This is a genomic window from Saccharothrix stipae, from assembly GCF_054781895.1.
Genome location: NZ_BAAGTN010000001.1, coordinates 1 through 17,976, shown reverse-complemented (window position 1 = coordinate 17,976; position 17,976 = coordinate 1). Strand labels below are relative to the sequence as shown.

The following is a 17,976-nucleotide window of genomic DNA, read 5'->3' as shown; positions in this document are numbered from 1 at the left end:
CGGTCGGCACAGCTCACGGCGCGTCCGGGATCGCCTCCGGCAGACCGTCCACAGCGGACGGACAACGCGGCCGGGCGCGCACTTCCACGATCGCCACCACCAGGGCCGCCGCCACCGCCACCGTCGCACCGCCCACGGCGACCGCCACCGCCACCGGGAAGTTCCGCCCGGACGCGGCCAGCACCGTGTAGAAGACGCCGGTCAGCGCCGCCGTGCCGATCGCCGACCCGATGCGCTGCCCGGTCTGCAACGCCCCACCGGCCGCGCCCGCCATCGAGACCGGCACGTACCGCAGGGTCAACGTGGTGTTTGGCGAGATCACCCACCCGCCGCCGACGCCCGCCAGCAGCAACGCGGGCGCGACCGCCCACCCGGCCACGTGCGGCGGCGCCACCAGCAGCACCAGCGCGGTCACCGCGAGTCCCACCACCACCATGCTCAACCCGGTGACTGTCAGCTTGCGGCCCCACTTCTCGACCATCCGCCCGCCGGCGACCGCGGACGCCGCCGAACCCACCGCGAACGGCGTCACCGCCAGCCCGGACTCCAGCGGCGAGTAGCCGAGCCCGTTCTGGAAGAACAGCGCGAACACCAGCCAGATGCCGGCGAACCCGACGAAGTACACCATCCCGAGCAACGCACCCGTGCCGTAACCGGGCGTGCCGGTGAACAGGGCGATGTCCAGCATCGGACTGCGGCCACGCGCGGCGACCTGCCGTTCCCACCCCACGAACACCACCAGCAACGCCGCACCGAGCCCGAACAGCCACCACAGCCGCGCCAGCCCGCCCGCCTCGGCCAGCACCAGCGGCAGCATCACGGCCAGCACACCGGTGCCGAGCAGGGCCGCGCCGACGAGGTCGAGGTGCCCGCGCGGGCCACCGCGGGCGCGGGGCAGCAGGCGGGCCGCCAGCACCAGCGCGACCACGCCGATGGGCACGTTGACGTAGAAGATCCACCGCCAGCCATCGTCCCCGCCGGCCACGGCCAGGATGACGCCGCCGATCACCGGCCCGATCGCGGTGGAGACGCCGACCGTGGAGCCGAAGACCCCGAACGCCCGACCGCGTTCCGCACCCCGGAACAGCTGCTGGATCAGCGCCGAGTTCTGCGGCGCCAACGCACCGGCCGAGATGCCCTGCGCCAGGCGTGCCACGATCAGCACCTCGGTCGTCGGCGCGAGCCCGGCCAACGCGCTGAACAGCACGAACCCGCCCAGTGCGACCAGGAACATGGTCCGTCGCCCGATCGCGTCACCGAGCCGCCCGGCGGGCACCAGGGCGAGGCCGAACGCCAGCGCGTACCCCGAGACGACCCACTGCGCACCGGCCGGTGTGGTGCCGAGTCCGTGCTGGATGGACGGCAGCGCCACGGACACGATGCTCACGTCGAGCAGGCTCATGAACCCGGCCACGAGCGTGACCGTGAACGCCTTCCACCGTCGGGGGTCCGGCTCGTAGGCGCTGGTCACCACCCATTCCTACCCGGCGGCGCGATCGACCGCACGCCCACGACGTGTGGTCGGGGTGGGAGTGGTTACCCCTTGGCCATGGACGTGGAGGCGAACGGACTGTCGGATGAGGATCTGCGCCGGTTCGTGCTGGACCGGCTCGCCGAGGACGAGGAGCGGCTCGCCAGGGAAGAGCTGCCGTTGCTCGACGAGGCCGAGCGCCGCGGCCGGCTGCGGATCCTGCGGTCCGACGACGGCCGGGAGCTGCTGCTCGTGCCCCACGAGGCGCAGGCCCAGGACGAGCGCGCGCCGGTGCCGTTCGCGGAGAAGGCGCGGTGGCTGCGCAAGGAGGTCGAGAGCGGGCTCGACCGGTCGGTGCTCGAACTGCTCGCCGCCGCCTACGACACCCCCCACGGCTGGCAGGAGGAGTGGCGGACGTGACCGGCTCCGGTCACCCGGACGACGACCTGCCGCCACCGGCACCGCCACGCAGCGCGCTGACCCTGCGCCTGTGGCTCGCCGGGTTCGGCATCGTCTTCAACGGCGTGGCCGCGGTGCTGTGCGTGCGGGCGGGGCTGACGTGGTTGGCGGTGCTGCTCGCGGCGCTCGCGGTCGGCCTGGTCGTCGACTTCGGCTGGGTCGTGCACCGCAAACGGCGCGGCGACCCCGGCTGACCCCCACCCGTCTCCGACCCGATCCCGACCTGTCCCCGTCCTGACCCGGCTCCGTCAGCGCGTCATGGCCGGCTGGGACGCGCGCGGAGCGGGCACGTCGTGGTGGCGGCTGATGTTCCGTTCGAGCAGGGCCTGCGACTCGGCGACCCCGATCGAGTCCTCCGGCAACACGCCGTCACCCTCCTTCAGCCGGACCATCGCGTCCTCGATGGCCGCGTGGGCGGCGAACAGGCACGGCGTGCTGTAGATCGCCGCGTCGACACCCAGCTCCGTCAGCTCGCGCAGCGACAGCTTCGGCGACCGGCCGCCCGCGATCTGGTTGAACAGCAGCGGCTTGTCCCCCACCACCTGCCGGACCCGCCGGATCACGTCGACCGACGGCATGCCCTCGACCAGCACCACGTCGGCGTCGGTCTCGGCGAACGCGGCGGCCCGCCGCAGCATCTCGTCCTCGTCGGTGGCGTCGGTCCGCGCCACGACGACCAGGTCGGTCCTGGTCCCCAGCACGAGGTCCAGCTTCTCCAGGTACTGCTCCAGCGGCAGCACCCGCTTGCCACCGACGTGCCCGCACCGGCGTGGCCGCTGCTGGTCCTCCAGCATCACGCCGGACGCGCCGACCTGCTCCAGCGCACGAACGACCTGGCAGGCCACCTCGGGGTCGGTGTACCCGTCGTCGATGTCGACCAGCAGGTGCTGCCGGGGCAGCGCCAGCCGCAGCCGCTGCACGAACCCGACCACGTCGGGCCAGGCGATGAAACCGACGTCGGGCAGGCCGTAGTGCGAGGCGGAGAAACCGAAGCCGGAGACGAACAGCCCGTCGTAGTGCCGGGCCGCGATCGACGCCGACAGCATGTCGAACACACCGATCAGCGGCGTCGTCCCGGGTGCCGCGACAGCCTCGCGCAGTGCCTTGCCATAAGCCATGGGACGAACGTAGGCGGCCGTGCCGAACGCGGTCGAGATATCGGAAGGATGAGATCCACTCACCCGGGCCGCAGCGCCCGCGCTCAGCCCGACCTCGTCAGGCCCCGGTAGCGGTGGGCGACTCCACCCGGGAGGAGGTACTCGGCCAGCACGTTGCCCGCGCGGCGCGACGGCAGGCCCATGTCGTGCATCAGCTCGTCCGCGCAGTGGATGTCGTAGGGGCCGAAGTCGTAGCCGCCGGTGCCCGGGAGCACCTGCTCCTGCCAGGCCAGGCGGGCGTCGACGGCGTCCCGCATCCCCTGCTCGTCCGGGGTGGCGCGCAGCGTCCCGAGGAAGTGGCGGACCAGCCAGTGCGCGCTGAGCTCCACGCCCATGATGTTGTTGAAGACCTGGCGGAACCCGACGAACCCCAACCGGTCGACACCCGGCGGCACGATGCCCCGGTAGAGCCGCAGCCGACCGGCGTCGTCGTGCACCGGCAGGTCGAGGAACGGGAAGACCCGGCGGTGACCGGTGGCGAGCACGACCACATCGGCCGCCACGTCCCGACCGTTCGCCAGGCGCACCCCGTCCTCGGTGAACTCCTGCACCGCGCCCACCTCGGCGGCGAGCCGGCCCTCGCGGACGGCACGCACGTAACCGCGTGGCATCACCCCCGCGTGGGCCAGGTGCCACGGCAGCGGCCGAGCCGGGCGCAGCCGCCTCGGCAGCCGGTGGAACCCCGCGGAGACCAGCATGTCGCGGGTGATGACCCACCACAGGGCCCGCTTGACCCGCTCGTCGAGGCGGTCGACCGGGCGGACGCAGGACGGGTCGTGGTAGCGGGGCAGCAGCGCCTCGCCGAGCCGGGTGAACAGGATCCACTTGTAACCGACCGTGCCGAGCAGGAGCCGTTCGGGGATCATCCAGTTGACCTTGCGCTGCACCAACGTGGCCGAGGCCGCCTCCCCCGCCGCCCGCGTCGCCAGGTCCAACGCGGACTTGCCGCCGCCCACGACGACCACGCGCTTGCCGGTGAACGTGCCGGACCGCACGTCGTTGGAGTGCAGCACGGTGCCGCCGAACGACTCACGGCCCGGCAGGTCGGGCAGGTGGACGTGGTGGTGCGCGCCGCTGGCGACGACGACGTGGTCGAACGTCTCCCGGCGGACCGGCGCGCCCTCGTCCCCGGTGGGCCGGGACTCGACCGACCAGCCCGAGGCGCCCACCCGCCCGGGCCCGGGCACCGGCCGGATCGAGGTCACCTCGGTGCCCGGTCGGAGGCACGCGAGCACACCGAACGCCTCGGCGTAGTCCTCCAGGTAGCGGTGGCTGTCCGCCGCGCTGGCGAAGTGCAGCCGGTTGGCCAGGTCGGCGAACTCGAACAGGCGGCGCGCGGACTGGTTGGCCAGGCCGTCGTAACAGCCGCCCGGCGACCAGACCCCACCCACCCGCTCGTACTTGTCGAGGACCGTGACGTCGAAACCGTTCTCCACCAACACCTTGGCCGTCACGATCCCCGCCGGTCCCGCTCCGACGACGCACGCTCTCACAACCGCCACTCCCCCCGGTGATCGGCGCCGGTCGCAAACCCTAGTCCCGGGTCACCGACAGCGCCTCGATGACGTCGTCCGCGGAGACCGGCAGCGAGAACATCGGGAAGTCGAAGCGCAACGCGTTGTCGTGCTCCTCCTGCGAGGTGGCGGCGACGCAGTCGGTCAGCGTGACGACCTTGTAGCCGTTCTCGTAGCCGGAGCGCATGGTCGACTCGACGCAGCAGTTCGTCAGGAACCCGCCGAGCACGATCGTCGTGATGCCCTTGCTGCGCAGGATGAAGTCGAGGTTCGTGCTGGCGAACGTGTCCAGCCCGCGCTTGCCCTCGACCACGATGTCGCCCTCACGGGGCGCGAGGTCGTCCACGATCGCCGCACCCCAACTACCCTTGACGAACGCCTTGCCGTCCACCACGCCCTTGAGGATGCCGTACGGGTGAGCGGAGATCTCGTGGTACCCCTCGGCGAACGTGATCGGCGCGTGCATCACCACCACCCCCGCCGCACGTGCCGCCTCCACCAGCGCCACGGTCTTGGGCAACATGCCCGTATTGCCCATCACCTCGCTGACGGCACCGTGCAACACGCCGCCCTCACTGGTGAAGTCGTTCTGGTACTCGATCAGCACCACTGCGGTCGTCTTCGGATCAAGCACCAGCTCGGTCATCGGTAACTCCTGTTGTTCGGCGGTCGCGAACCCGATTCAACGGCCCCACGCCCACCCCCGCAATGCGGCGTACGGGTTCACTCCCACCAACCCACGCCCCCGCGCCGCCCCACCCACGTGCCGGTGTCGATCCGGGTGCTGCACGTAGGCGGCGCACCGGTGGCCCGTCGCGATCCGTTCGGCGGGCCTGCGTTGACCAAGCACACCATGATCGCGATTCCAGCCCCGATCCGACGCCGAGACCGGGTTCAAGGGGCGGGCGAGAAGGTGCTGCTGGCGGCGGTGCCGTCGCTGTCAGCACCGGTGATCCACGGTCCGGAGGTGCTGGAGCGCCTGCGGTTGACACCACAGGACCTGCTGGAGGTCTGGCCGCGCCCACGGTGCCCACGTTCGAGCAGTTGGTGCCGACCGTGGTCGAGGCGATCCCGGAAGCGTCCAGGGCCGGGCATCGTGGCTATCTGGGACGATTCGTCGCCGTCCAAGGTTCGCGTCGCCTCGACGAGGTGGACGTCAAGGATGTGGTCGGGTTCCTGACGTTGGTTCGGGAGACCGCCGAGGTGCGGGTGTCGAGATCGGTCCGCCGACGGTTCAGGGCGTCCGTCCGCTGTTCGGTCACGTTGGCACCCGTCCGCTCAGACCATGCGTGAGGTGTGGTCGGCAGGGGTGATTACGGCTGCCCGTGTCCTGTGCCGGCGCTCCCCCATCGTCGGCGCAGTCACCGATGCCGGACGGCTGTCGGCAGGCTTTCTTGGAGGCTGTTGCAGTGGTTGGAATACTGGCGGTGCGAGCTGATGCGCATTTAATTAACCTTCGTCCACACTGAATTTATCAAGGTGAGTGAGATGTGCTCGCCGTATGCGCCCGGCCTCGACCTGGCCGACACGCCGACCTCGCGCGACGTGGCCGACGGATTCGAGTTCATGCGCGAAGCGATTGCCAACCTCGGCCTGGCGTGCTGGCCATCTGGTCACGCCAGTCCTCCAGCCGAGACCTGGGGATCGGCCTGGTGATGGCGGTGATCGTCTGGCGGCGAACTGGATTCGGACCGCCTGGTGGCGCGACTGAGCCGCTAGGGCCTGTCCTCAAAGTGGGTGCGGGTGATCTGCTTTGATCTTGGGTCGTGATTCGCAGGCACGAGTTGACCGACGAGCAGTGGCAGGCGATCGCGCCGTTGCTGCCCGCCTCGGGCGCGAAAGGTCGTCCGCGGGTGGACGACCGTCGGGTGATCAACGGGATGCTGTTCAAGGCCAAGACGGGTGTCGCATGGCGGGACCTGCCGGAACGGTACGGGCCGTGGAAGACGGTCTACAACCGGTTCTGGCGCTGGTCGCGCAACGGCACCCTGACCACGCTGGTCGGGAAGGTACGGGTGGTGGCCGAGGCGATCGACGAGTTGGACCGCGAGGTCTCGGTGGATTCCAGCATCGTGCGCGCCCATCAGCACGCCGCCGGCGCCCGCCGCACGGGCACGACCGGCTCCCACACAGGGGGCGGACGGATCGTGCGGCGGGCACAGCGAGCCAGGTGATCATGCCATCGGCCGCTCCCGCGGTGGACCCACGACCAAGATCCACCTGGCCTGCGACGGCCACGGCCGACCGTTGTCGGTCGTGCTGACCGCCGGCAACGTCAACGACTGCACCCGGTTCACCACCGTCATGGCCGGCGTCGAGTTCCGGCGACCGGGTCCGGGCCGCCCGGCGACCCGACCCACGCGCGTGATCGCGGACAAGGGCTACTCGACCAAGGCCATCCGCGCCCACCTGCGCAAACGTGGCATCCCGACCACGATCCCGGAACGCCGTGACCAGCAGACCAACCGCAAACGCAAAGGCCGGGCAGGCGGACGTCCACCGGCCTTCGACCGCACCGCCTACAAACGCCGCAACGTGGTCGAACGCTGCTTCAACCGGCTCAAGCAGTTCCGCGCCATAGCCACCCGCTTCGACAAAACCGCCCTGTCCTACCGGGCCGTGATCGACCTCGCCACCCTGCTCATCTGGCTTTGAGGACAGGCCCTAGGGCAGCGTCGGGCCGAGGTAGGGGATGTCGGCGGCGGTCGTCGTGGACATCGGGACCTCTTCGCACAGGGCGGTCGGGACCACCGTGAGGAGCATGTTCTCGTGCGCGGCGGCTGGGGCGGTGCTGTCCTGGTTCATGCCGGCGGACACCTGGCGGGTCAGGTCGGTGGTGTGCAGGCTCCATGTGTTGTAGCCGGGTAGGTCGCCACCGTGGCCCCACCAGTCTTCACCGCCGCAGGGACTTGGCCAGCGCATGAGGCCGAGGCCGTAGCCGAACGGGCCGATCGACCGGGGGCGGGCATCCTTCATCTGCGCGAGCAGGTCGTCGGGCAGCAGGTGGCCGACGAGCAGCGCGTGGAAGAACCGGTTCAGGTCGTCGGGGGAGCTGATGAGGTTGCCGGACGCCCACAGCCGCGACCACACGTAGGTGGTGACGTCGGTCAGCGGGGCGGTCTCGCCGTAGAGGCGTTCGTAGCCGCGCGCCACCGGGTTCACGACGAACGGCTGGTAGGTGGGGAACGAGGTGTCCCACAGGTGCAGCGGCCGGAAGACGCGCCGCTCCAGCTCGCCGGCCAGTGAACGGCCGGTGACGCGTTCGACCAGCATGCCGAGGACCGTGTAGCCGACGTTGGAGTACGAGAAGCCGGTGCCCGGCGGGAACAGCAACGGCCGGCCGTCGGTGGCCAGGCGCACCAGCTGGGGCGGTGTGAAGGTCTCCCACCGCTTCGTGTCGACCTCTTCGAGGGTCTGCCAGTGCGCGATGTCACGAGGCACGCCGCTGGTGTGTCCCAGCAGCTGGCGGACGGTGATCGGCTCGGCGTAGGGCAGCAGGCCGGGTAGGTGGTCGGCCACCGGGTCGTCGAGCCCGAGCCTGCCCTCGCCGACGAGTTGGAGCACCACGGTGGCGACGAACGTCTTGGTCACGCTGGCGACGCGGATCCGGCCACGCGCGTCGGGCGCCTGCCCGGTGCGCAGGTCACCGACTCCCGCCGAACCACGCCAGGTGTCGCCCTCGTCGACGACGGCCGCGTAGGCACCGGGCACTCCGCTCGCCACCACCTGGCCGAGCGCGTCGCGCACGGGCGAGCCGGGACTCGCCTGCGCTCCGGGCACCAGCCCGGCGGCCAGCGCCGCCACCAACCCGACAACGACACCAGCCCGCCTCATCCCCATGGCCTCAGCCTGCCCGACGGGCCCAGCGAGAGCTACCGCCTTACGACACAACCGGCCGAGGGACGCGCGCCCCCGCGTGGTTCGCACGGCCGAATCCGCGTGCCCGTGGTGGGGCCAAGCGTGCGGGATCCGCGAAACCGTGTGCGCGAACCCGTGAACTCGCGGCCGGTGGTAGGGCTGGCACCTACGTACGGTAACCACCGTTACGCGGAGAGGCTCACTGAGGAGCACCTCAACCTGAAGGTCGGGTATGCGCCCTCACTCAACGAGCGGCCGGTTGCCGACGTTCGCTTCCCCGATAGCTGCAACCGCGATACCGCCGTTCGACGAGGGACTGATCAAGATGAAGCGTTTCCCACGGCCGTAGCGATGATCCATCTGTGATGAACTCGAGCGGCTCGCCTGCCGCACGGTCCGGCCAGGACCTGCCGGCAGTGCTGTCGGGTAAGTGGATGGCGTTATTGGCTTCGAGCGTAGCCACGGCGACAGTCGTTGCCGTGGTTGCACTCTGGTGGGCCGGCACCAGTGGCCTGACGGGACACGAGTTGATCACCGCGAGGTTCGATGCCGTGAAGATCGGGTTGAGCATGGGCCTCGGAGGCGGAGGGGTGCTCGCCCTCTACCTCGCCTGGCGGCGGCAACGCTCCATAGAGATCGGACTGCGACAGAAAGACCTCGAGCACAGGCATCAGGAGCGTGTCGCCGAGATTACCGAGAACGATGCGAGGCAACGTCGCATCACCGAGCTCTACACCAAGGCAGCCGACCAGCTCGGGTCCGCCGACGCCGCGGTACGTCTGGCCGGGCTCTACGCTCTCCAGCGCCTGGGCCAGGTCGAGGCGGAGCAACGCGAGATCGTCCTCAACGTCCTCTGCGCCTACCTCCGCATGCCTTACCCGCCCGCTCCCACCGCCTTACCCGACGACGCGGCGCCGGACGAACGCGAGCGCTTCGACAACACGGCCACCGTGCGGGCGCAGGAGCGTCAGGTCCGGATCACCGCCCACCGCATCCTTGCCCGCCACCGACGCCCCTCGGACATCGAGAACTTCTGGCGGACCCAGTCCATCGACCTGGCCGGTGCCTACCTGTATGGCGCGAACCTCAGCGACGTCGACCTGAGCGGAGCCCACCTGGCCAACGTGAACCTGCAGGGCGGCAACCTCCGGAACATCACGCTCAGCGGCGCCTACCTCGCACGTGCAAATCTGTCGATGACGGACCTGCGCGACGCGCGGCTCGACGGCGCCGACCTCTTCGGGGCCGATCTCGGCGGCGCGGTGACGCTCGGAGCCAACTTCACCGCTGCTCGAGGTCTTCCCCTGGACGCAGTGGACACCGCGCGATAACTCTCATGCAGTGGCCGACCTGCCGCGGGGCGAGCACTGACGACGGATGTCCACGCACCTGTTCCCCGCGGGTTCACCAGGTAGCCCGCAGCGGTCAGGACGAACTGCCGGGTCGGGGTTGCGGCGCGGTGCACAGCGTCCGCGCGATCGGCCCGACGACCTGGTCGTTCGGCGCGCGCAGGGCGCTGTCACAACCCCACACGTTCGACGTGGACGGCTTGGCCGACGACGCCACCTGCCGACCCGACGAGTCGGTGAGGTTCATCGTGGTGCCCGACGCTCGAAGGTCGAGACTCAAGCTAGCGGCCGGCGGTCGGTCCTCAGCGCTGGGGTGGGAGCCGAAACTGCATGCCGTAACGTTCGCCGACCGCCGCGATCCGTTCCAGGTCCGGCGGTGAGTCCGGCGGCGGTGGGACCTCTCTCGTCCGCGCCGGTTCGCCGATCTCGGCGAAGAACCGGTCCATGCCGCCCGGCAGGTAAGTGGTCAGGATCCGCACGGTGTCCGTCACGGGCTCGTAGGTCTCCAGTGTGCCTGCCGGGAAGTAGAAGAAGGCTCCCGGTCCTCCCTCGACGGTCTCGTCGTTGATGTATGCGCGCACCCTTCCTTCAAGGACGCGAAGGGCCTCGGCACCCGGGTGGGTGTGCGGCGGTGGGCCCATGCCGGCCGGAACCGTCATCTCCATGATCGTCATTTCGCCGTTGGTCTCGTCACCGGCGACCCTGACCTCGTAAAGCCCGCCCAGCACCCAGTAGGCGTCACCCTCACCCTGCTCGCGCACGACTGTCTTAGCCATTCGATGCTCCCTCCACAGAGGACGCGGATGGTTCCCACTGTCCTCCTGAAACGGCACGCGGGCCAGGGGCGGGAGGCGGAATTTCCACCTGCAATTCACCCTGGGCGACCAACGCCGATGCCGTCGGGGGGAGATCATCGGCTGTGCCCGTGGTAGGCGTGAGAAGCGCCCTGGCGGCCTGCCTGCTCCCCCGCGCGCGCTTTCCCCGACAGCCGCTCGCCGCGCCGGATGTCCGCTCACGGCTAGCGTCACCGACCCCACCGCTATAGGGCGGCACCTAGGTCCAGTACAGCTGGTAGATCACAGTCTGGTCTGATCCAGGGCGGATCGCCGAGGACGGTCAGCATCGGCGAGACGAGCGGCAGGTCGTCGGCCGCGACGGCATGTCGCACACCGACTGCCTCCCGAGGCCACGGATCTTCATCTTCACCGGAAATCGATCGGTCGCGAGCGGAGGGAGGGGCGGCCAGATCAGGCACGGGCCACACGGCCGGCAACCACGGCAGCACAGGACGGGATGGCTGACGTGAACGATCGTCAGGGAAGGAAGAACGTACGACCGAGCGGCGATGATCACCATCTCCCGCAACTGGCCCGACCGGCAGATCGTCCGCTTCCAGGACATCCTCATCGACAACGGCCGCGTCGAGATGCTCCCGGTGGAAATCAGGTACGCCTGGCCCGCGGAAATCGACCTCATGGCCCGGCTCGCCGGCCTGACCCTCGAAAAGAGAACGGCGGGGTGGCGCGGCGAAGAATTCGACTCGGAATCCGGCATGCATGTCTCGATCTACAAGAAATCGATAACGCGCTGACAGCCACCCGCTCGGTCGACCCGTTGACTCATACAGACATGGAACCCCTGACATGGCCAAACGGAGTACGGCACCCCTGAAGGAGCGGAAGTTCCGCATGCTTTTCCTGGGGCGCGTTGTCAACGCCCTGGGCTCCAGCGTCGCGCCCATCGCGTTGGCGTTTGCCGTCATCCAATCAGGGGGTTCCGGTACGGACCTCGGGCTGGTCCTCGGGTCGTACATCATTCCCCAGGTGTTGTTCCTCGTACTGGGGGGCGTTCTGGCCGACCGCTTCTCCAGGATCACGATCGTCGTCTCGGCGAACATCGTCTCCGCCTGCGGCCAACTCTTGATGGCGTTGGTCCTGGCGTCCGGCGGATCGCCGCTGTGGCAGATCTGCGCGATCTCGGCGCTCAACGGTTGCGCGGTGGCGTTCTTCCTGCCCGCATCCCAGGGACTGCTGCCGCAGACCGTCCCCCAGCACCAACTCCGAGAAGCCAACGCGTTGATCAGGCTCGCTCTGAACATCGTGCAGGTCGCTGGTCCGGCCATCGGCGGCGCGATGATCGCCTGGGTCGGACCCTCGTGGATCATCGCCTGGGACGCGGCCACGTTCGCCGTCGCCGCGGTCGTCTTCGCGTTCATGCGCATCCCACGGACCACGATGTCGACGGACTCGTTCGTCAGAGACCTGCGCGACGGCTGGTCGGAGTTCTGGTCACGTACCTGGCTGTGGGCCATCGTCGTGCAGTACTCACTGGTGAACCTCATCTGGGTCGGCGGCTTCCAGATCATCGGCCCCGTGGTCGCCGACCGGAAATTCGACGGCCCGGTGACCTGGGGTTTCGTGATGGCCGGACTCGGTGCGGGTCTCATCATCGGTGCGCTGATCGCCACGTGGCGCAGGTTCTCGCGTCCGCTGGTGGCGTCCTCCCTGGCGACGCTGACGAAGATCGCTCCGTTCGCCGCCTTCGCCGCGGGTGCTCCGGTGCCTGTTGTGGTGGCCGGCGCGGTCATCGCCGGTGTCGGCATGGAGATCTTCGAAGTCAGCTTCACCACGGTCGTGCAGGAGCAGATCCCCCTGGAAAAACTCAGCCGGGTGTTCTCCTACGACATCCTGCTCGGTGTCGGCTTGGCACCCTTGGGCTACATCGCGGCCGGCCCGGCGGCCGACGTGTTCGGAGTCGACACCACCCTGTGGGTGGCATCGGTGATCGTGGTGTTGTCGACGGTCGCGGTACTGCTGTCCCGGCAGGTGCGGACGACAAGGCACGCGCACTCCCCCGAGGCGGACCCGTCACGGGTCGAGGACGCGCCGGAGCCGGCACGATGACCTCGTGCCGAGCCGCCACGACGGCGACTCCGATGCGCCTTCTCCCGCATCTGGCCCGCAATCGAGGCCGAGGCCGTGAAGCGACCTGCTCACCATGGGTGGCGGCAAGTTTGACCACGAGACGCACTCTGCGCCGATGCTGCGCGTGCACGGCGAGGTCGGCGAGGTCGGCGAGCTCGCCCTCGACCTGACCTCGTCGGAAGAATCGCGCGCGACGGGACTCGTTTTCAGATGCGTGGAAGGGAGGGGGCGCCGGTGAGCAGGTCGGGGTGCCAGTCCTCGACCGGTCCGGGTCTGCCGAACAGGTAGCCCTGCAGGTAGTCGCAGCCGGCGTCGCGCAGCCAGTGCGCCTGCTTCGCTGTCTCGACCCCCTCGGCGACCGTGCGGGCTCCCAACGCGGTGGCGAGGTCGATGATGCACCGCACGACGCCCCCGGTCCGATCGTCCTCGCCCAGGCCGTCGGTGAACGACTTGTCGATCTTGACCAGGTCGAACGGGTAGCGGCGCAGGTAGCTCAGCGACGAGTAGCCGGTGCCGAAGTCGTCCAGCGCCACGCGCACGCCCAGTTCCCGCACGGCCATCAGCAGTCGCATGGCGTTCTCGTCGGCCCAGACCGACTCGGTGACCTCGACGGTGAGCCGCTCCGGTTCCAGACCGGTGGCCGACAGCAGCTCTCCGACCTCGTGGGGGAACCGGTTGCCGCTCAGCTGGCCGGGTGAGACGTTGACGGTCACGCCGAGCCGGTGTCCGCGGTCGCGCCAGCGCACAGCCTGCTCACATGCGGTACGGAGCACGTGCCCGCCCAGCGGCACGATGAGCCCGGTCTCCTCGGCCAACCCGATGAACCGGTCGGGCCCGAGCAGGCCGCGCCCGGGGTGCTGCCACCGCACCAGCGCCTCGGCGTGGGTGGTCCGCGCCGAGGCCACGTCGATGATCGGCTGGTAGTGCACGACCAGCTCGTCGCCGGCCAGCGCCGAGGTGAGAGCGGCCTTGTCTCGTTGGCGCGCCGCGACGTCCTCGCCCATCTCGCGCCGGAACAGCTGGACCTTGCCCCCGCCCTCGCGCTTGGCCACGTACATCGCCACGTCCGCGTCACGCAGCAGGTCCTGCGAGGTGCGGCCGGTGCCGGCGCGGCCGGGCACGGCGACGCCGATGCTCGCGCGGATGGTCGTGCCGTCGCCCGCGGCCTCCGGCTCGGCCAGTGCGGCGAGCACGTGGCGAGCCAGGCGGACACCGTCGTCACCGGGCGAGGTCAGCACGGCGAACTCGTCCCCGCCCAGGCGCGCGACGATGTCGTGCCCGCCGGTCGCGGTCCGCAGGCGTCGAGCCGCCTCGACCAGCCGCAGATCGCCTGCCTGGTGCCCTTGGACGTCGTTGACCTCCTTGAACTGGTCCAGGTCCAGCAACAGGAGTGCGACGTCGCCACCGCCGGCGAGAGCCCGGTCCACCAGTTCGAGGAAGTGCCGCCGGTTGGCCAGCGCGGTCAGCTCATCCTGCTCGGAGCGCTCCCGGAGCACGTCCTCCCACCGGCGCCGCGCGGTGACGTCGACGACGGCGACCATCAGCCCGCCGGCCCGGTGCCCGTCCGGGATGTCGACGGGGTGCAGGGTGAGCGTGGTGCCGGCGCGCTCGAGCCGCAGCTCCACCGGCTCCGGACCCGGTCGGGCGCAGCCCTGCGGGCAGGCGGTGATGTCAGGTCGGTGCGGGCACGGGACGGTGCCGGGTTCACCCCAGCCGAGCAGGTCCGCGGCGCGGCCGTTGAACAGCTCCGGGCGGCCCTCTCCGTCGAGCAGCACGAGCCCCACGGGGCTGGCGTGCACGGCGGCCTCGGCGGTCCGGTGCGCCCGGTCGGCACGGAGCCGGGCCGCGTCGGTCAACCGCGCCGCACGCGCGGTCTCGTACAGGGCCACCGATCCGACGACCAGCCCCACCAAGGGCATCAGCGCCGGCACGAGCACCCCCGGGGAGAACGCGAGCCGACCGCCCAGCACCGACACGCCAAGGCCCAGCAAATAACCGAGCACGGGCAACACAGCCCGCACCGGGAAGCGGTAGTCACCATCGAGCAGCATCCGGCGGACGGTGGCGCCGAACAGGAAGCCGAGCACCGGCTGCGGGAAGGGCAGCACCAGGATTCCGGTCACGACAACGGCGGTCTCGGCCGCGACGCCCCACCTGTCGTGGCCCGGTCGCAGCACCCACCCGCACAGCACCAGCACCACGGCCAGCGCGGTGATGCCACCGACGAGCGCGGTGCCGGCGATCGCCAACTGCGCGGCGAACACGACACCGCCGATCCAAGCGAAGGCCGTGGTCCACCGCCGCACTCGGCGAAGGCCTGTCCGCACTCCCGCGACGTCATCGGACAACGCGCCGATCGCGCCGGTTCCGCGTGCCACGTCCCTCCCCGAACACCTCGACCGTGCACCGGAACCAGAACGCATCCACCCAGTCGCCGACCGGAGGGCCCGGACCGCCGCGTGAGCCTAACCGAACGGCGATCACCCGGCCACAAACCGGGAGCACCACTCACATTCCTCGACTGTGCCGAGCCCCTTCCCGATCAACTGATCGACGCAGCGGGCACCCACCGACACCGGCGGCGATCAAGACGCTCGTGTTACGACTCACCACGGAGAAGCCTCGGCGGGGCACCGACGGATTCGGGAGCCTGCCCGTCACCGACGTGACCGCCCACCCGGCACGAGAATGGATGGTCCGGCAGGACGGGAACTCCGCCGCAACGCCTTGGGCCTGCCTCACCGTCGTCGCCCTCGCCGCCGAGGCAGGCGTCCACCGCATGGCGCTCATCAAACGCCACGCCCACCTGAAGAACGAGTTCTACGAACGCGTCCGCAACGAGACCAAGCAGATCCCGGAAGCAGTAAAACGGCTCCGAGAGACCATCGCCAAACTCAAGAAGACCATCGCCGACCAGAACGTCGAGATCGACGAACTTCGCCGCCAGGTCACCAATCTCACCCTCGCCGGCACCGTCCTCACCCACCGGATCGACACTCAGGACCAGCCTCGCCCCATACCCGACAACGTTGTTCCCATCCATCCCACCCTCCCGGTGCGAGCGGGCTGCCCTGGCCGTTCCAGTCGGACAGGCTCACCCACAGCGCCATGAGGATCGGCAGGACCAGGAAGAGTCCGAGCACGACGATGACGGGTGCGACGAAGACCTGTTGGTAGTGCTCAGAGGCGTCGACGGACCGTCCGGCCTGGTGCAGGGCCGCCCCGTGCCCGTGTACGCATGGCGGCCGGTGCATCGACTGGGGCGGAGGCATCACTACCCGCTCGTGGACGCAGTACAACTCGCACTGCGGCTGACCACGGCTGGTGGCTGACCAGCACCCACCGCCTGAGCTGCTTCCTGGAAGTTGGACTGGAATTCAGTCCTGTCTTCCGGGAAGCAGTTCGACACCTACCGGCAGCTCGCGGCCGCCTGGGAACGCAGGGAGGACGACCGACGGGCGCTGAACCACGCCCGACACGCCCTCGATCTCTACCGCAGCCTCGACGAACCGGTGCGGGAAGCCGACGCGCTCAACCAGGTGGGCTGGTACGCCGCGCGCCTGGGCGAGTTCCACACCGCCCGTACCCACTGCCACGCCGCCCTCGCCCTGCACCGACACCACCACGACCCCGAAGGGGAGGCCCACGCCCTCGACAGCCTCGGCTACATCGCCCACCACACCGGTGACCACCACCAAGCCTCGACCAGTACCACCAGGCCCTGACCCTGTTCCGCAGCCTCGGGAACGCCTATCAGGTCGCGGTCACCCTCGACAGCATGGGCCACACCCACACCGCCCTCGGACAGCACGCGCAGGCCCGCGAGATGTGGAGTGAGGCGCCGGCGCTATACCGGGAACAAGGCCGCAACGCCGACACACAACGCGTCCAAAAGCAGCTCGACGACCTCGATGACACCAGCAGACCGCCATCCGGACGGAGCCGCTGAACCTTCGCAGGCGCCCAGGCAGAAACGATCACCGACAACCACCGCCAGCCCGACCCGATCGCCGGAGGTGGCGGATCCACCATCCACCGATCGGTGGATGCCCGGGTCGTCACGGTGGTCGGACGTCCCGCCGAGCGGCCACCGGAGGGGGCGGCTACGTCGGCGGGCGTAGGCACCGGGCGCGCTCTGCGGCGGATGCCGCGCGGTCGGTCCGACCGCGAGCATCGGTGCCATGTTGCTCACCGGAACACTTGTCACCGCGCTGGCCTTCGCCGGTGTCGCGCCCACGGAGGACGTACGCGTCCACACCGGCGTCATCGACGGGGCACCGTACCGCGTCGAGGTGCCGTCCGACTGGAACGGCACGGTGCTGCTCTACAACCACGGCTTCTACACGTCCGGGTACACGCCCGAGGAGGTGGACTTGACCAACCAGCCCCAGGCGAAGGCGCCACTGCTCGCCGAGGGCTACGCGTTGGCCGCGTCGCAGTACGCCAACCCGCACGGGTACTCCGTGCCCGACGCGTTACGCGACCAGACCGCGCTGCTGGACTGGTTCCACGATAACGTCGGCGCACCGCAGCGGGTCCTGACCTGGGGTGAGTCCGGCGGCGGTCTGACCTCCGTGCTGCTGGCCGAGCACGACCCGCACCGGATCGACGGGGTGCTGGCCATGTGCGGGCCGGTGGGCGGCGGTGGCGCCTTGTTCAACCAGGTGCTGGACCTGGGCTTCACCGTGCGGACCCTGCTCGCGCCGGAGTTGGAGGTGGTGCGCCTGACCGATCCGGCGGCCAACGAGGCCAGGGCGCTGCAGGTGCTGCAAGCGGCGAAGAGCACGCCGGCGGGGCGGGCGCGCCTGGCGCTGGCCAACGCGTTCGCCAGCGTGCCCGGCTGGTCGCGCTCCTTGCAGGCGCGGCCGACCGACGTTGCCGGGCAGATCGACCAGCAGGTGAAGTACGACGAGACCATCGTGCGGTCCCTGGCGTGGGGCTCGAAGCGGGCCGACATCGAGGCGCGGGCCGGCGGCAACCCCAGCGGCAACGTCGGCGTCGACTACCGCGACCTGCTCCGACGTTCCGCTGAACGGGACCTGGCGCGGCAGGCCTACCAGGACGCGGGGCTGGACCTGTCGGCGGACCTGGACCGGCTGGCCGCCGCGCCGCGCATCGCCCCCGACGGCCCCGCCGTGCGGTGGCTCACCCGCAACGGCTCGCCGACCGGCCGCGGCACGGCCCCGGTGGTGACGCTGCACCCCGTGGGCGACGTGGTCGCGACCGGGCACGAGCGGGCCTACG

General features: G+C 70.1%; 18 protein-coding genes and 1 pseudogene. 11 read left to right on the top strand and 8 right to left on the bottom strand.

The window, feature by feature from the left end; translation table 11 throughout:
- Positions 1 to 13: 13 nt before the first annotated feature.
- Positions 14 to 1,402, bottom strand: a complete 1,389-nt coding sequence (locus ACYVLT_RS00095) for an MFS transporter (protein ID WP_461118547.1) — start codon at positions 1,400 to 1,402, stop codon at positions 14 to 16.
- Positions 1,403 to 1,549: 147 nt separating this feature from the next.
- On the opposite strand from ACYVLT_RS00095, the gene ACYVLT_RS00090 reads away from it, so the two are divergent.
- Both ACYVLT_RS00090 and ACYVLT_RS00085 read left to right on the top strand, forming a co-directional pair.
- Positions 1,550 to 1,891 carry a hypothetical protein gene (locus ACYVLT_RS00090; RefSeq protein ID WP_461117965.1) on the top strand — a complete coding sequence of 114 codons (342 nt, stop codon included), beginning with the start codon at positions 1,550 to 1,552 and terminating at the stop codon, positions 1,889 to 1,891.
- Positions 1,888 to 2,124: a DUF6343 family protein gene (locus ACYVLT_RS00085; protein ID WP_461117964.1), complete on the top strand. Its 237-nt coding sequence runs from the start codon at positions 1,888 to 1,890 to the stop codon at positions 2,122 to 2,124. Before ACYVLT_RS00090 ends, ACYVLT_RS00085 begins: the two co-directional genes overlap by 4 nt.
- 54 nt (positions 2,125 to 2,178) lie before the next feature.
- Here ACYVLT_RS00085 and ACYVLT_RS00080 read toward each other — a convergent pair whose 3' ends face one another.
- The 3 genes from ACYVLT_RS00080 to ACYVLT_RS00070 all read right to left on the bottom strand — a co-directional run bounded on the left by ACYVLT_RS00080 (position 2,179) and on the right by ACYVLT_RS00070 (position 5,247).
- Complete coding sequence (locus ACYVLT_RS00080; protein ID WP_461117963.1) at positions 2,179 to 3,048, bottom strand: isocitrate lyase/PEP mutase family protein; 870 nt, start codon at positions 3,046 to 3,048, stop codon at positions 2,179 to 2,181.
- An 83-nt stretch (positions 3,049 to 3,131) separates the two neighbouring features.
- Positions 3,132 to 4,580, bottom strand: a complete 1,449-nt coding sequence (locus ACYVLT_RS00075; protein WP_461117962.1) for a flavin-containing monooxygenase — start codon at positions 4,578 to 4,580, stop codon at positions 3,132 to 3,134.
- Positions 4,581 to 4,620: 40 nt separating this feature from the next.
- The gene (locus ACYVLT_RS00070; protein WP_461117961.1) at positions 4,621 to 5,247 is read right to left on the bottom strand and encodes a cysteine hydrolase family protein; all 627 of its coding nucleotides are present in this window, start codon (positions 5,245 to 5,247) and stop codon (positions 4,621 to 4,623) included.
- Positions 5,248 to 5,627: 380 nt separating this feature from the next.
- On the opposite strand from ACYVLT_RS00070, the gene ACYVLT_RS00065 reads away from it, so the two are divergent.
- The 3 genes and pseudogenes from ACYVLT_RS00065 to ACYVLT_RS00055 all read left to right on the top strand — a co-directional run bounded on the left by ACYVLT_RS00065 (position 5,628) and on the right by ACYVLT_RS00055 (position 7,256).
- Entirely contained in the window at positions 5,628 to 5,894 is a 267-nt protein-coding gene (locus ACYVLT_RS00065; protein WP_461117960.1) for a hypothetical protein, read from the top strand.
- Between the two features lie 186 nt (positions 5,895 to 6,080).
- Entirely contained in the window at positions 6,081 to 6,257 is a 177-nt protein-coding gene (locus ACYVLT_RS00060) for a hypothetical protein (RefSeq protein ID WP_461117959.1), read from the top strand.
- A 110-nt stretch (positions 6,258 to 6,367) separates the two neighbouring features.
- Positions 6,368 to 7,256, top strand: a pseudogene (locus tag ACYVLT_RS00055) (IS5 family transposase).
- 9 nt (positions 7,257 to 7,265) lie between these two features.
- On the opposite strand, the gene ACYVLT_RS00050 reads toward ACYVLT_RS00055, so the two are convergent.
- Positions 7,266 to 8,441 (bottom strand): serine hydrolase domain-containing protein, encoded by a 1,176-nt coding sequence (locus tag ACYVLT_RS00050; RefSeq protein ID WP_461117958.1) that lies wholly within the window; start codon positions 8,439 to 8,441, stop codon positions 7,266 to 7,268.
- Between the two features lie 383 nt (positions 8,442 to 8,824).
- Here ACYVLT_RS00050 and ACYVLT_RS00045 point away from each other — a divergent pair, with 383 nt between their 5' ends.
- The gene (locus ACYVLT_RS00045) at positions 8,825 to 9,790 is read left to right on the top strand and encodes a pentapeptide repeat-containing protein (RefSeq protein WP_461118546.1); all 966 of its coding nucleotides are present in this window, start codon (positions 8,825 to 8,827) and stop codon (positions 9,788 to 9,790) included.
- Between the two features lie 94 nt (positions 9,791 to 9,884).
- Here the strand turns inward: ACYVLT_RS00045 and ACYVLT_RS00040 are convergent, their stop codons facing one another.
- Positions 9,885 to 10,055, bottom strand: a complete 171-nt coding sequence (locus tag ACYVLT_RS00040) for a hypothetical protein (protein ID WP_461117957.1) — start codon at positions 10,053 to 10,055, stop codon at positions 9,885 to 9,887.
- 55 nt (positions 10,056 to 10,110) lie between these two features.
- The gene (locus tag ACYVLT_RS00035; protein WP_461117956.1) at positions 10,111 to 10,584 is read right to left on the bottom strand and encodes a cupin domain-containing protein; all 474 of its coding nucleotides are present in this window, start codon (positions 10,582 to 10,584) and stop codon (positions 10,111 to 10,113) included.
- A gap of 569 nt (positions 10,585 to 11,153) precedes the next feature.
- Here ACYVLT_RS00035 and ACYVLT_RS00030 point away from each other — a divergent pair.
- Positions 11,154 to 11,399, top strand: a complete 246-nt coding sequence (locus tag ACYVLT_RS00030; protein WP_461117955.1) for a hypothetical protein — start codon at positions 11,154 to 11,156, stop codon at positions 11,397 to 11,399.
- A gap of 52 nt (positions 11,400 to 11,451) precedes the next feature.
- The gene (locus ACYVLT_RS00025) at positions 11,452 to 12,711 is read left to right on the top strand and encodes an MFS transporter (protein ID WP_461117954.1); all 1,260 of its coding nucleotides are present in this window, start codon (positions 11,452 to 11,454) and stop codon (positions 12,709 to 12,711) included.
- Between the two features lie 227 nt (positions 12,712 to 12,938).
- Here the strand turns inward: ACYVLT_RS00025 and ACYVLT_RS00020 are convergent, their stop codons facing one another.
- Positions 12,939 to 15,110, bottom strand: coding sequence for a putative bifunctional diguanylate cyclase/phosphodiesterase (locus ACYVLT_RS00020; protein ID WP_461117953.1), 2,172 nt, complete (start codon positions 15,108 to 15,110; stop codon positions 12,939 to 12,941).
- 314 nt (positions 15,111 to 15,424) lie between these two features.
- Here ACYVLT_RS00020 and ACYVLT_RS00015 point away from each other — a divergent pair, with 314 nt between their 5' ends.
- From ACYVLT_RS00015 to ACYVLT_RS00005, 3 genes are all read left to right on the top strand, one after another.
- Positions 15,425 to 15,844 carry a hypothetical protein gene (locus ACYVLT_RS00015; protein WP_461117952.1) on the top strand — a complete coding sequence of 140 codons (420 nt, stop codon included), beginning with the start codon at positions 15,425 to 15,427 and terminating at the stop codon, positions 15,842 to 15,844.
- A 253-nt stretch (positions 15,845 to 16,097) separates the two neighbouring features.
- The gene (locus tag ACYVLT_RS00010) at positions 16,098 to 16,457 is read left to right on the top strand and encodes a tetratricopeptide repeat protein (RefSeq protein ID WP_461117951.1); all 360 of its coding nucleotides are present in this window, start codon (positions 16,098 to 16,100) and stop codon (positions 16,455 to 16,457) included.
- A gap of 456 nt (positions 16,458 to 16,913) precedes the next feature.
- Positions 16,914 to 17,976: alpha/beta hydrolase family protein (locus ACYVLT_RS00005; RefSeq protein WP_461117950.1), on the top strand; the 1,063-nt coding region annotated here is incomplete at its 3' end.